At 48.1% G+C, this 13,394-nt stretch carries 11 protein-coding genes and 1 pseudogene; 11 read left to right on the forward strand and 1 reads right to left on the reverse strand.

The window, feature by feature from the left end:
- Nucleotides 1-141: 141 nt before the first annotated feature.
- Nucleotides 142-1,308 carry a transposase gene (locus tag B1A75_RS04160; RefSeq protein WP_254866599.1) on the forward strand — a complete coding sequence of 389 codons (1,167 nt, stop codon included), beginning with the start codon at nt 142-144 and terminating at the stop codon, nt 1,306-1,308.
- Nucleotides 1,309-1,410: 102 nt separating this feature from the next.
- Nucleotides 1,411-1,554 (forward strand): SEC-C metal-binding domain-containing protein, encoded by a 144-nt coding sequence (locus B1A75_RS20620; RefSeq protein WP_079935800.1) that lies wholly within the window; start codon nt 1,411-1,413, stop codon nt 1,552-1,554.
- A 62-nt stretch (nt 1,555-1,616) separates the two neighbouring features.
- Here the strand turns inward: B1A75_RS20620 and B1A75_RS04170 are convergent, their stop codons facing one another.
- Entirely contained in the window at nt 1,617-2,384 is a 768-nt protein-coding gene (locus B1A75_RS04170; protein ID WP_074044403.1) for a DODA-type extradiol aromatic ring-opening family dioxygenase, read from the reverse strand.
- Between the two features lie 261 nt (nt 2,385-2,645).
- Between B1A75_RS04170 and B1A75_RS04175 the strand changes: the two genes are divergently transcribed.
- From B1A75_RS04175 to B1A75_RS04210, 9 genes and pseudogenes are all read left to right on the forward strand, one after another.
- A complete protein-coding gene (locus tag B1A75_RS04175; protein WP_074044404.1) occupies nt 2,646-3,194 on the forward strand; it encodes a cupin domain-containing protein in 549 nt (182 codons plus the stop codon).
- Between the two features lie 323 nt (nt 3,195-3,517).
- Nucleotides 3,518-3,655: a hypothetical protein gene (locus B1A75_RS20730; protein ID WP_476701671.1), complete on the forward strand. Its 138-nt coding sequence runs from the start codon at nt 3,518-3,520 to the stop codon at nt 3,653-3,655.
- Nucleotides 3,649-3,816, forward strand: coding sequence for a hypothetical protein (locus B1A75_RS20625; protein WP_371878454.1), 168 nt, complete (start codon nt 3,649-3,651; stop codon nt 3,814-3,816). Before B1A75_RS20730 ends, B1A75_RS20625 begins: the two co-directional genes overlap by 7 nt.
- A gap of 418 nt (nt 3,817-4,234) precedes the next feature.
- Nucleotides 4,235-5,914, forward strand: a complete 1,680-nt coding sequence (locus tag B1A75_RS04185; RefSeq protein ID WP_079935801.1) for an MrcB family domain-containing protein — start codon at nt 4,235-4,237, stop codon at nt 5,912-5,914.
- Nucleotides 5,883-8,384 carry a restriction endonuclease-like protein gene (locus tag B1A75_RS04190; protein WP_079935802.1) on the forward strand — a complete coding sequence of 834 codons (2,502 nt, stop codon included), beginning with the start codon at nt 5,883-5,885 and terminating at the stop codon, nt 8,382-8,384. Before B1A75_RS04185 ends, B1A75_RS04190 begins: the two co-directional genes overlap by 32 nt.
- A 223-nt stretch (nt 8,385-8,607) precedes the next feature.
- On the forward strand, nt 8,608-10,155 hold the full coding sequence (locus B1A75_RS04195; RefSeq protein ID WP_079935803.1) for a type I restriction-modification system subunit M: 1,548 nt from the start codon (nt 8,608-8,610) through the stop codon (nt 10,153-10,155).
- A complete protein-coding gene (locus tag B1A75_RS04200) occupies nt 10,152-11,417 on the forward strand; it encodes a restriction endonuclease subunit S (protein ID WP_079935804.1) in 1,266 nt (421 codons plus the stop codon). The genes B1A75_RS04195 and B1A75_RS04200 overlap by 4 nt, the downstream gene beginning before the upstream one ends.
- Before the next feature lie 33 nt (nt 11,418-11,450).
- Nucleotides 11,451-12,923, forward strand: a pseudogene (locus B1A75_RS04205) (type I restriction endonuclease subunit R); the annotation flags it as partial.
- A gap of 267 nt (nt 12,924-13,190) precedes the next feature.
- On the forward strand, nt 13,191-13,394 hold a 204-nt coding region (locus B1A75_RS04210; protein WP_139761703.1), incomplete at its 3' end, for an IS110 family transposase.

Consider the following 13,394-nt stretch of genomic DNA (forward strand, 5'->3'; position numbering starts at 1 on the left):
TGTCACCGCAAATTTTCCGCTTGCAGACCTGCGAGCGAGAAAGCCCACTCCTTTAGGGGAGGGATGAAAGCGAGCCGTTTTCTTATATTGAATGATTATGAAAAAAATGGTATCCTGTCATCGTCGCAAGGAGGTGAATTCATGCCGACGATCACACTAAGGCTGGAATTGCACAAACCAACGAAAGTCAAACAAGACATGTACGAACGGATGACAGAAGTGAATACAGCGTTTGCGAATTGGCTGTTGAATCATCCCGAGCTGAATCAAGCGACGAGCAAACTATTTAAAGAGTTTTCGTCGCAGCAGTTTCCTTCTGCCGTCGCGAATCAGACGATTCGAGAAGTGAAGTCCCAAAAGAAAAACCAGAAAACAAAGAAGTTTCGAACATTATGGTGTTGCTTTAACAATCAAAACGTAAAGGTTGAAAAGAAAGGAGAGTTCTACACCGTTTCATTCCCCACACTGGAGAAGCGAATTGGCGTGCCAGTGGTCACGCGCCCCTATCAAGAAGCATGGCTGAATCGGCTGCTCGATGGAACCGTCAAACAAGGGGCAGCCAAGCTCTACAAAAAGAGAAAGAAATGGTGCTTGGCTGTTGCGATCACAGTTGAAGTCCAACAACGGGAAGAAACCAAGGCAATGGGCGTTGATTTGGGACTTCGYTATATYGCCGTTGCCAGCGTTGGAACGAAATCGTTGTTTTTCAAGGGCAGCCAATGCGCTTTCATTCGCCGACGATATGCGGCTTTGCGKCGAAAGTTRGGCAAAGCCAAGAAGCTCCATATGATTCGCAAAATCGGCCGTAAAGAGTCCCGCTGGATGAAGGATATAAACCATAAAATCAGCCGTCAAATCGTCCGTTTTGCCCTCGCCAACGGTGTTGGCGTGATTCGGATGGAAGAGTTGACAGGGATTCGAAAGCGGGCAACATCGGCCAAAGAAGCAGGACGAAGCCTTCATTCTTGGGCGTTCCATCAATTGCAAACGATGATTGCCTACAAAGCCGAAATGGCAGGCATTCGGGTCGAGTGGGTGAATCCGACCTACACAAGCCAGACCTGTCGATGCGGCTATCGAGATAAAGGAAACCGAAACGGCATCCGCTTCCAATGCCAAGCGTGCGGATACGCCATCCACGCCGACTTAAATGGGGCGATCAACATCGCCAAAGCGATTTCGGGTTTGAGCGCCGAACCTAGCGCACTGGTCACAGGTGCGCCGCCCATTGGGGTACATCTTAACCCGATGGGACGGGGTGATGACACACCCCCGAACTTGGGCGTTGTCCAAACCAGAAATGGATGAGGACGCGAACGACCCAAGAATCCTACGCCTTTAGGCGTGTGGAGTGTCAAAAACAATATCATTTGCAAGATGTGTAGCCGTGTTGAACAAGACTAGCGTCTTTTGCATCGAAACAGAGAACGGTCCTGTCTGAACGCTATTCAAGGACGGCCTTTCTTTGAGAACATCCCACGTCTTCCACCAAAAACTGGCCGCAAAGACCCATGCGGCAGCGGGAAAAAGTATAAAAAGTGCTGTGGCAAATGAGAACGCTGCTTTGTCTCAAAGAAACGGCCCGTCCCCACGCGGTGGCGTCGGAGGCGGGCCTTTTAAAAAGACACAGCCATGAGGCTTAAGCTTCCATACTGATATTCTCGGAACAACACGCGCGGCGCTTGGTCACGACTGCCCGCGCCGTAAGCGATCCAATATGGTGCGAGGTGCTCCGGTGTGGGCACGGCTTGCTTGGCGTAGGGCGCTTTGTTCTCATAATCGAACACCTCTTCACTATGGGCGGCTGATCGGCTGAGGAGCCAATCATCAAACGCAACGGCCCATGCGTCCGCTTCAGCGTGACCTTCCCAACGGAGCGCCATCAAATTGTGCACCGTCCCGCCGCTGCCGATGATCATCACGCCCTCATCCCGCAGCGGGCGCAGCGCTTCCCCGAGCTGGAACAATTGTTTTGGCGTCCACCACGGCACGACCGACGCTTGCACGACCGGGATGTCAGCGTTGGGAAATAGGCGGTGCAACAACACCCAAGAACCGTGATCCAACCCGCGCGTGGGATCAACGGCCACTTCCGCTGCGCCGCCTAGGCGCTCCCGCACGCGTTCCGCCCACTCGACCGACCCGCGCGCCGGATAAACCACTTCATACAACTCGCGCGGAAAACCGGAAAAATCGTAAATCATGTCATACGTTCCCTCAACCGCCGAAACCGTCGGTTGGCGGGTCATCCAGTGCGCTGTAAAGATGACCACCGCCTGCGGACGAATCCCTTCCCCAAGCTTTTTCAAAAACGTCGTATACGTATTGTCCTCGATCGCCAACATCGGCGAACCGTGTGCAAGAAACAGGGCAGGGGCTTTCATTAATGCATTCCTCCTCGTGAGTACGGAAACTTGTCAGCGGCCCGCCGCGCATTTTTGCGTCGATAGCCTTATCCCAATTGTAGCATACTCACTCCTAGTTATACATAGGTGAACGTCTACAATCCATCGTGGCCATTGCCTATGAACGTCTTCGCAAGTGGGCGGCGGGCGCCTGTCAGAAAAGACCCGCCAAAAACGCCAGTCAAATTCCTCGCCGTTTTGCATAAGATTAAGATGATCAATCGAGGAAGAGGTGAAACGATGTACACCATTTCTTTTATGCCCTCCCATCCTTATGTCTACCCGTATGCTTATCCATATCCGCCCTATGTCTATCCGCCCGTGCACTACTACTACTATGGAGGGCCGCCTGTTTACGGGCCGGTTCCTTACAGAGAGAACATAAAGCTGAAAGATTACGGGCCGGAGCCGTTTGTCATTTCGATCAACGAGGCCGCGAAACAAAACGATACGTACCGCACCGCTTTATGGACCGGGCCGCATTTGCAAGTGACGTTGATGAGCCTGAATGTCGGGGAAGATATTGGATTGGAAATTCACCATCACGTCGATCAATTTTTGCGCATTGAACAAGGTGAAGGAATTGTCCGAATGGGCAAGAGGAAAGACGAGTTGACGTTGGAAAGAAACGTGCGCGTCGGTTCCGCGATTATGGTTCCAGCTGGAACATGGCACAATGTCATCAACACCGGAAATGTCCCGCTGAAGCTCTATTCCATCTATGCACCTCCGCAGCATCCGCGCGGCACTGTGCACCGAACAAAGGCCGACGCCCTGGCGGCTGAATAACGAACAAGCGGCTTGAGGGATCGATGCGGCGCCTCAAGCCGTTTTCTTTATAGAAGGTCGGTGAAAAACAGCCGTTTTTCTTGGATCGATATTCTCTGAATAAAGAGAAGCACAGCTTTTACAAAGTTTCTCAATTTGAGAAATTTGGTGATTGAACGACATTCCTTGTTAAATCATTACCTTCACTGGTCATACATAAGTAAACTTTTGCAATGAATCGTGGTTATTAACAATTTTTGTAAAAAAAGTTGTCTGTTTTCAAACGGATGCAATATTATACATGGTTTGGAAGCAACGAAAAGTTAATCGTTGATGCGCGCGGTATGTCTGACGGGACGCTTCGCTTCATCGCGATTTTAGTGGCTTTATTGACGCGTCCGTCTAAAAGTTTGATATCGTTATTGAAGAAATTGATAACGGTTTGCATCCTTCCCGAGCAGGTCTCCTTATCGATATGTTAAATGAGATCGGCACAGATCGTCAGATTGATATTCTGATGATGACCCATAATCCCGCTTTACTTGACGAGTTAGGGCCAGAGATGATTCCACTTATCATCTCTAACCGAGAAGTTCCCCACTTCAACGCGACTAGCGTAAGTGGGGATGAATCGGCGCCTTGAATCTCCCACCTCTAAGCATTTGCGTAGGTGGGAGAGCGTTCAATATTGTTGCTCACCGTTCCAGAAAAGATGGAACAAGTGAACTGATTCCTCTTGAAGATATTCAAGCACTGCCTAAGCTTTTAGCTGGCGGATCGATTGGAAAACTAACGGCAGAAGGAGAGATCGAAGCGATGGGAGGTTGAGATTTTTACCGGAGATGAAGGGCTCAAAGCACATGAACCAGCAAAGCTATCAAGGGTTCCTAGAAGGTGAAAAAAGTAAGATAACGATAAAATGGACGGTAAAGCATGACAAAAGATGCTAACTTCTGACGGAACAAGCGGCTTTCCCACTGGTGGGGACGGCCGCTTTTTTAGTAGAATAGAAGAAAAATAGAAACGAAGAATAAAATTTCTACACGAAGGAGCCGTTCTCAATGTCATTGCATCATCTTTTCCGTGAAGTGATGACGATTTACGAGCAAGAAAAACGCGAAAAATTTTCAAAAGAGCGGCGGTCGTTTCAGTTGGTGACGCGAGCAATTCCAGAGGCGTTGAAAGCGTTGCCTTTCCTGCTGCCTGACCGGTATGTGGTGAAAGGCTCCGTCGGTCAAGGGGTATGGACCGACGTGCCGTGGGTGGCGGTGATGGACCAAGAAGTGACGGATTCCACGCAGCGGGGGTATTATATCGCCTACTTGTTCAGTGAGGATATGCGCCGGCTCTATTTGACGCTCGCCCAAGGAGTGACGGAGACGCCGAGAGACGAAATGGAGCGAGTGAAGCGGGACATCCGCCAACTCATTCCCGCTGAAGAACGCGTGCGGACGGATGATGACATCCGTCTTGGCGAAAGCAAACGGGCGAAAGACTACGAACGGTCGGTGGCGGCGTATATCGCCTATTCGTTTGACGATATGCCATCCGATGAACAACTCGCGCGCGACCTCGAAACGATGATCGGTTATTACCAACAATATGTGGAGCGAACAGAAACGATGGCGCCGCCTGGGGCTCGGCTTTCCTATCAAACGGTTGTGGAGCATATTCATTCGTACATAGCGTCCAAAGGGTTCTATTATACGAAAGAGGAAGTGACAAATCTCTTTCTATCGTTAAAAACAAAACCGTTTGTCATCCTATCCGGCATTTCTGGAACCGGGAAAACGAAAATCGTTCAATGGCTCGCCGAGAGCGTCGGCGCGACGGAAGACAACGGCCGCTTCACCTTAATTCCCGTCCGCCCGGACTGGAACGACAGCTCTGATTTGCTTGGCTATGTCGATATTAAAGGCGATTTCAAGCCCGGGCCGCTCACCAACGTCATCATCGAAGCGAAGAAGCATCCGGACAAACCGTATTTCGTCGTGTTGGATGAGATGAACCTCGCCCGTGTGGAACATTACTTCAGCGATGTCTTAAGCGTCATGGAAAGCCGCCGCTGGGAAAACGGGCTCATCACCTCGTCGCGGTTGCTGCCGAGAGAAACAGCAGGGTGCGATCTCGTTCTCCCGCCGAACGTCTACATCATCGGCACGGTCAACATGGACGAGACGACCTACCCCTTCAGCAAAAAAGTGCTCGACCGGGCGAACACGATCGAGTTCAACCGCGTCCAGCTCGACCATCTCGACTTTTTGCGCGATTTGCCAACCGTCGCGCCCCTGCCCGTCGGACAGGAGCTGTTCGCGCCGCGGTATTTGCATTTGAAAGATGTGTATGCACACTGCCCAGAGCTTGTTGAAACCGTGACGAAAAAGCTCGTGGAGATCAACCGCATCCTCGAGCCGCTCGGCGCTCATATCGGCTACCGCGTCCGCGATGAAATTTGCTTCTACCTTGCTTATAACGAAGAAGGAAAGCTGATGGAATTTGCCAAGGCGTTCGACTATTGCCTGATGCAAAAAATATTGCCGCGCCTCTCAGGAAGCGACGCGCGGTTGGAAACAGCGCTCAAGCGACTGTTTGTCCTGTGCGCCGGCTTTGAACCGGACGGCGAATACGGCGGCGTGCTTGATGTTTCGTATGCCAACTATCCAAAAAGTGCGGAGAAAATTTGGCAGATGCTGCGGAGGTTAGAGGACGATGGCTTCACTTCGTTCTGGCTCGGGGCGTGACGACCGCGAGCTTGTCCATATCGAAACGAAACAGCTCACGCTCGTGATCAAAGGAAAGCCGTACCACGAACAATACGAAGGGCTTCAGCAGTACCGCCGCCTCGATTTCCACGAGACGATGGAATTTTTCGTCAGCGGCGAAGACATCTTGGACGTCAAACTGTTTGACGTTGACGCCGGGGAGCTTGTCGACTGGTCGGGCGGCCACCGTCCGATTTTCTTTGAAAACGGCGTCTATCAGCTGCTCGTCGTTCCGAAAACCGAGCGGGTGCTTACCTTTTATCATGAATCGCCAGCCATTCGGAACGTTGTCAGCCGCGTTGACATCGGCGGACAGGCGGTGTTGATGGGCAACCTCTATTTCCCGAATGAAGTCGGGCTGTCGACGTTGGAAATCCGCGACGGCAGCCGTTCCATTTTGGACGTGACGATCGAAATTTTTCCGACGAAGCTGACATATAAACAAGACTACCAAATCCTTCTTGACGAAGTAAGCGAAGAAATCTACAACTTGGCGTTTCACTTCATCAAGCGCACGTACCAGCGGACAAAAGCGAGACGCGACGGCGCTCCGTCAAGAAGTGAATTTTTCCGGCTCATGGAAGCGCATATTGGCGACTTTTTGCATGCCATTCGGCATATTGAGCGGCAGCCGCACCATCAACTGTCGACCGTCCATGTGAGGGTGCGCGGCGACCAGCTCGGCCGTTTGGATGCGGCAGGAAGAAACGATTTGCGCAAGCGGCCGCAAGTGTTCCGTGACGTCAAGCGCGGCATCGACATCGGAGAGCGCTCCGTCATGCCGCGATCGGGGCTCAAAGCGAAAAAAGAACTGACGTACGACACGCTCGAAAACCGGTTCGTCAAATGGATGATGACGCGCCTTGTCGAGAAGCTGCTCGATTTGTTCGAACACGTGCAGATGAAACAACATCGGTATGAAACAGAACCGGATCCGGATTTGCTTAAGCGCATCCAATCGATGATCCGCGCGCTCGAAACTCGGCTTCGTCACTCTTTTTGGCGGCCGATCGGGCGGCTTGACCGCTCCGTCATGAGCCTCGTCCTGCAAATGGCGCCCGGGTACCGCGACGCCTATCAGCTGTTTCTCATCATCACCCGCGGCCTCGCCTTGCAAGGGAAGCTGTACCGAATGTCCGTAAAAGACGTCGCCACGTTGTACGAGTATTGGACGTTTTTGAAGCTCGGGCAGCTCCTCGGGAAAAAATACAAACTCATCAGCCAAAATGTCATCCAAGTGAACCGCTTAGGGCTGTTCGTCAATCTCGAAAAAAACCGCTCCGCCAAGCGGGTGTACGAACATCCGTACACCGGCGAGCGAATCACGCTGACCTATCAGCCGTACGAAGGAAGGCTGCCAACCGTCCCGCAAATGCCTGACACGGTTTTGGCGATCGAAAAGAAGGGAAAAGACTATACATTCAACTACATTTTTGACGCCAAATACCGCCTGGACTTCGCCGTTTCGGGCAGCTCATACGAAAAACGGTACGGAATGCCGGGACCGATGGAAGACGACATCAACACGATGCACCGCTACCGCGATTCGCTTGTCGCCCGCCGCGGCGGCCCATACGAGCGCACCGCCTTTGGCGCCTACGTGCTGTTCCCGTGGCATGACGAGGACAGCTACCAAGAGCACCCGCTGTACAAAAGCATCAACGACGTCAACATCGGCGGCCTGCCGTTTTTGCCGAACGCCACCCGCCTGGTCGAGCAGTTCATCGAGCGGCTGATCGAAAAAAATCCCGAAGAACTGCAACACGAAGGCATCCTGCCGCAAGGGATCATCGAAGAATGGCGGTCGGCGTTCGATGAGCATGTGCTCGTCGGCATGGTGCCAAGCGCGCGGCATTACGAAGCCTACTTGAAGCATCGCTTCTACCATATCCCGGTCAAGCAGCTGAAAAAAGGTTGGCAAACGGCGCGCTACATCGCCCTTTACCCGAAACAAGGAGCCGCCCCGCAAAACGGGGTCACGTGCTTTGGCAAAATCACCGCCGTGAACATCGTCAAACGCTCGGCCATCGCCGAACTGCCAAAACGAAGCGATGACGAATACGTTCGCTTCGAAGTCGAAAGCTGGAACTTTCTCCAAAACGTCATCCGTCCCGTCGGCTACGGCATCGCCGTCTATGCGATGACGACGCTCAACACGCTCAAACAAGCGAAAGAACTGCCCGAGCTGTTCATGAAATCGAAGGACGAAATCGCCCTTTGGCGCATACTGCGGCGGCTGTCCGACCGCATTCGCTTCGACCTTGACGCCCGCTACTTGGATCAGGCGTCCAAAATCACCGCATACCGCGTCAAAAACGTGTCCATCCGCCTGGAAAGCGGCCGTCTCATCATCACAAACGGCGCAAAGCACAAAACAATCCCCGCCGAACTGCTCCGCAGGCAGCCGTCGGCCGTGTTTCGCGAAGTGGTGGGGATGATGGGGGAGTGAATGATGCATGACCATGCGCTTATGACCGAGAAACGAGGCCGCGCCTCCATGAACAAGTCGTGTGTATGATGATCAATTTTTGTTTCGACAAATTTCGATATTGTTTTCCGGAATGTTTTAGTAAAATAGATCTGAGCCCATGGTCAAACATGCTTGGATTATTTCAACTGCGTTGAAAGAACGGTTCTTTCTATATTTTGAAACTAACAGGGGTGAACATAATATGACTGTAAAAGCAGACATCGATTTTCAGAAGGAGTTGTTTGAGGCAGCAAATAAAATGCGCGGGAGTGTGGCTCCTGCTGATTATAAGCACTATGTACTTCCATTAATCTTTTTGCGCTACCTTTCTAACAAGTACGAAAAGCGCCGAAAAGAATTAGAGCAAATCGTAAAAGATCCAAGCAGCGATTGGTATACGGAAGATGATGAAATGCGGCAAATCATCATCACCGACCCGGACCAATATAAGGCAGAAAACGTCTTTGTAGTGCCTGAAGAAGCAAGTTGGTCTTATATTATGAAAAACGCCAAGCAGCCGAATATTAAAGAGATTCTTGATAATGCGATGAAGCGTCTTGAAGAGGAAAACCCAGAACTGGAAGGCATATTGCCGCGAATTTACCAAGGTTCGAACTTGCCACCTGAAAACGTGGCAGGATTAATCGAAATTTTTTCTCGTGATGTATTTAGCGCCAATACGGATGACAGTGTAGATATATTGGGCCGTACATATGAGTATTTTATTAGTTCTTTTGCCGCTTCTGAAGGCAACAGAGGTGGAGAATTCTTTACGCCATCCAGTATCGTTAAGTTGCTTGTTGCTATGCTGGAGCCGAAAAGCGGGATTGTGTTTGATCCTGCGTGCGGTAGCGGCGGGATGTTTATACAAAGTGAAGAATATGCGCCAAACAAACACGCCCTTTCGTTTTACGGACAAGAAAATGTGGTAACGACCGTACGTCTTGGAAAAATGAACGTTTTATTGCATGGCATCAATGCGGAAATTCGTTTAGGAGACTCGCTATTAAACGATCAGTTCCCTGATTTAAAGGCCGATTACGTGATTGCCAATCCGCCGTTTAACCAAAAAGACTGGGGAGCAGACCGTTTATCAAAAAATGACCCGCGCTTAATCGGGCCAGTTACAAACAGCAATGCAAACTATATGTGGATGCAGCACTTTCTATACCATTTAAACGATGCAGGCACCGCAGGATTTGTCATGGCAAACGGAGCGATGACGACGAATGTGAAAGAGGAGAAAGAGGTTCGTCAAAAATTAGTGGACGAAGGATATATTGACTGCATTGTTCAATTGCCTGAAAAACTGTTCTTTACCACAGGCATTCCATGCTGCTTATTCTTTTTAAGCAAAAACCGTGACGGCAAAAACGGTTACCGAGCTAGAAAAAATGAAATTTTGTTTATCGATGCTCGTAAAATGGGAACTCTCGTCAGCCGTAAGCAAAAAGCGCTATCTAAAGAAGAAATTGATAAAATCGCAGCTGTTTATCGTGCCTACAAATACGAAGGTGCTGAAGGATACGAAGATATTGTCGGGTTCTGTAAAGTTGCAACAATTGATGAAGTACGAGCCAATGACTACAAATTAACACCGGGGATTTATGTTGGAACGGAAGTATCTAATGAAGACGATGTACCGTTTGAAGAAAAAATGGCTGAGTTAACTCAGCGTCTTTTAGAACAGTTTGAAGAGTCTAATCGCCTTCAAGAGAAGATTAAGAAAGACTTGGAGGAATTGATGTGAGTAAATGGATTGAAGGAAAATTAAAGGACTTAGTCGAGGTAAACCCTACCGTAAAACTTATAAAGGGTGAAATATATCCGTTTGTAAGTATGGATGTTATTCAATCTTCTTATAAACCAGTAGAAGCAAAGGAAGAAAGAGAATTTAAGTCTGGCGGAGCAAAATTTGAGAATGGTGATACACTTTTTGCGCGAATAACCCCCTGCCTTGAGAATGGCAAGATTGCACAGGTGAAAAACCTCAAAAATGGGAAAGGTTTTGGTTCAACCGAGTTTATCGTATTACGTGGTAAAGAGGGTATCACAGATACAGATTTTGTGTATTATCTTGTGACTAACAAGGCATTTCGTGAAAATGCTGAAAGGTTGATGGTAGGTACATCGGGGCGACAGAGGGTAGATAAACAACAATTTGAGGACCAAATAATTTCGATACCTGACCTTGAAACGCAAAAAAGAATTTCATCTATTCTAGGTAGTATTGATAGGAAAATTGAACTCAATGTAGAGATGAACAAAACCCTCGAAGAAATGGCAATGACGCTTTACAAACATTGGTTTGTTGATTTTGGACCGTTTCAAGATGGAGAGTTTAGGGAGTCGGAATTAGGGATGATTCCAAAGGGATGGAAGGTTATCCGTTTGGAAGAAATTATTACTTTAAAGCATGGATACGCATTCAAAAGTAAACAGTTTAGTGATGAAGAAAATGAAAAAGTAGTCGTAAGAATGGGGAACTTTAAAGAAGGTCCCGGTCTTCAGTTTCTCGATAACACAAAATTTCTAATTGATGACTCTGTTGATGAAAAATATAAACTAAAACCTAATGATTTAGTAATTGTTTTATCAGATGTTACCCGAGAAGGTAGAATTATCGGAAGGGCGGGATTTATCCCAGAAGATCATAGAGAATATTGGTTAAATCAACGTGTAGCAAAGATTGAAACAGAGAAAATGTATAAGTATTTATTATATTGTCTCTTTAATTCTGATTTATTTCGACACCACTGTATTACCTCTGCAAACAGTACAACTGTATTGAACTTAAAAAATGAACACTTGTATAATTACAAGATTGCTCTACCTGATGATAAGGTTATTTTCGAATTTAATAAAAAAATGGAAACTATTATACGACTAATTCTTGAAAATGAACAGCAAAATATTAGTTTAATGCATACTAGAGACTATCTCCTCCCTCGCCTTTTATCTGGTGAAATTGATGTATCTCAAGCAGAAAAACAAGTAGAAGAAGTGCTTTAATAGACTTACATTCGACTAGGAGGTGCAAGCAACATGGCAACGAGACCTCTAGGTGAAACGGAATTTGAAGAAACGACGATTGAACGTTTAAAGCGGTTAGGCTATGACTATCTTCATGCGCAGGAATTGTTTCAGCGTGGAGAGCGGGACAGTCTTCACGAGGTAGTTCTTTATGGTCGGTTGGAAGCCTTCTTAAAGAAGGCTTATCCGGCCATACCTGAACATGAAATAAAAAGACTTGCTCAAATACTAACAGCGCCAGATGGTGTAAAATTGATTAACCGAAATATGCATTTTCACCAAATGCTGACGAAAGGACTTGAGTTTTCTTATGAGGTAAACGATGAAACGTACACACCTCATGTTTTCCCGATTGACTGGGAACATCCAGAGAACAATGACTTTTTAGTGGTCAATCAATTACCGATTGAAGGACGCATGTCCCGCCGGCCAGATATCGTTATATACATTAATGGTTTGCCGCTGATTGTGTTTGAGTTGAAAAATCCGAACAACGAGCAAGCGACTGTTTATGATGCATATACCCAAATTCAAAACTATACGTATGATATCTCGCAATTATTTAACTACAACGCTTTTGTTGTCATTTCCGATAACGTGGAAACGAAGCATGGGATGCCGTTTGCCGATTACGATTTCTTTGCTTCATGGAAATCGATTGATGGACGAAGTGTCGATAACAACCGTGCTAATACGATGCGCACGCTGATTGAAGGATTATTCCCAAAAGACCGTCTGCTAAATTATATTCGTAATTTCATTGTCTTTTTGGAGGAAGGAAGCAAAATTACAAAAATTGGCGCGAAATATCACCAATTTTTTGGTGTAAACTTCGCTGTCAATGAAGCGATCCGTGCAACGCGTCCGGATGGAGATCGGAAAATCGGAGTTATGTATCATACAACGGGTTCGGGCAAATCGCTAAGCATGTTATTTTTCGCAGGAATTTTATCGCGCCATCCTCAAATGGAAAATCCATCTATTGTCATTCAAGTGGATCGCAATGACTTGGACGAACAGTTGCATGATACGTTTGTGCAAGGGAAATCATACATCGGCCATGTGCATCGCGCGGAGAATACCGAACAGTTGCGGACATTACTGAGAGGGGAAGCGGGACAAATTATTTTCTCCACTATTGAAAAATTCCGTAAAAAAGAAGGAGAAACCCGACACCCTGTTTTATCGGAAAGACGAAACATTGTTGTGATTGCCGATGAAGCACATCGTACCCAAGCCGGTTTTGCGGGCGGATTTGCCGCTCAGTTGCGTTATGCGTTGCCGAACGCTTCCTATATTGGGTTTACAGGAACCCCGGTCGATTTTGTTGATAACAATACAGAAGAAATTTTTGGACATATTATCCACCGCTACGATATGGCTCAGGCGGTCGAAGACAAAGCGACATTGCCCATTTACTATGAGAGCCGCCTAATTCCGCTTGATTTATCCGCTGACGACATTGATGAAAAATACAGAAAAGTTCCATGAGCAATTTTTGCTCTCCACCCGGGCATGAAAATCCCCCTTTTCTTCCCATAATGAAGAATAGGCGCAAACAGTTCAACAGGACGTTATGCTTAATGGTGGCTTAGACCCTGTACGGAAAAGTGTTTGAATCCACTGGGTGCACCACCCATTGTCCGCCCTTTCCTGTGATAGAGGAAAGGTGACGACGAACGGAAAACTGCCGCATTTCTCCCGTGGATTCGCTGTTTGCGCACTCGATCATCGAAAAGGAGGATTTTCATCATGGATGTCATCTATCCTCGCTGCGCAGGATTGGATGTTCATGCCGAAACCATCGTCGCCTGCGCGCTATGGGAAGAAGATGGACACATTCAAAAGGACATTCAAACCTTCTCCACGTTCTCGAAGGGACTTGGTGACCTGCTTGAGKGGCTCGAAGAACATGGCGTTACCCATGTCGCCATGGAATCCACCGGCGTGTATTGG

Source organism: Geobacillus sp. LEMMY01 (genome assembly GCF_002042905.1).
Classification (GTDB): Bacteria; Bacillota; Bacilli; order Bacillales; family Anoxybacillaceae; genus Geobacillus; species Geobacillus proteiniphilus.

Coding starts and splice junctions, on each gene's coding strand:
- B1A75_RS04170 (WP_074044403.1), bottom strand. CDS start 2,384: ATGAAAGCCCCTGCCCTGTTTCTTGCACACGGTTCGCCGATGTTGGCG.
- B1A75_RS04175 (WP_074044404.1), top strand. CDS start 2,646: ATGTACACCATTTCTTTTATGCCCTCCCATCCTTATGTCTACCCGTAT.
- B1A75_RS04185 (WP_079935801.1), top strand. CDS start 4,235: ATGTCATTGCATCATCTTTTCCGTGAAGTGATGACGATTTACGAGCAA.
- B1A75_RS20625 (WP_371878454.1), top strand. CDS start 3,649: ATGTTAAATGAGATCGGCACAGATCGTCAGATTGATATTCTGATGATG.
- B1A75_RS20730 (WP_476701671.1), top strand. CDS start 3,518: ATGTCTGACGGGACGCTTCGCTTCATCGCGATTTTAGTGGCTTTATTG.
- B1A75_RS04195 (WP_079935803.1), top strand. CDS start 8,608: ATGACTGTAAAAGCAGACATCGATTTTCAGAAGGAGTTGTTTGAGGCA.
- B1A75_RS04190 (WP_079935802.1), top strand. CDS start 5,883: ATGGCTTCACTTCGTTCTGGCTCGGGGCGTGACGACCGCGAGCTTGTC.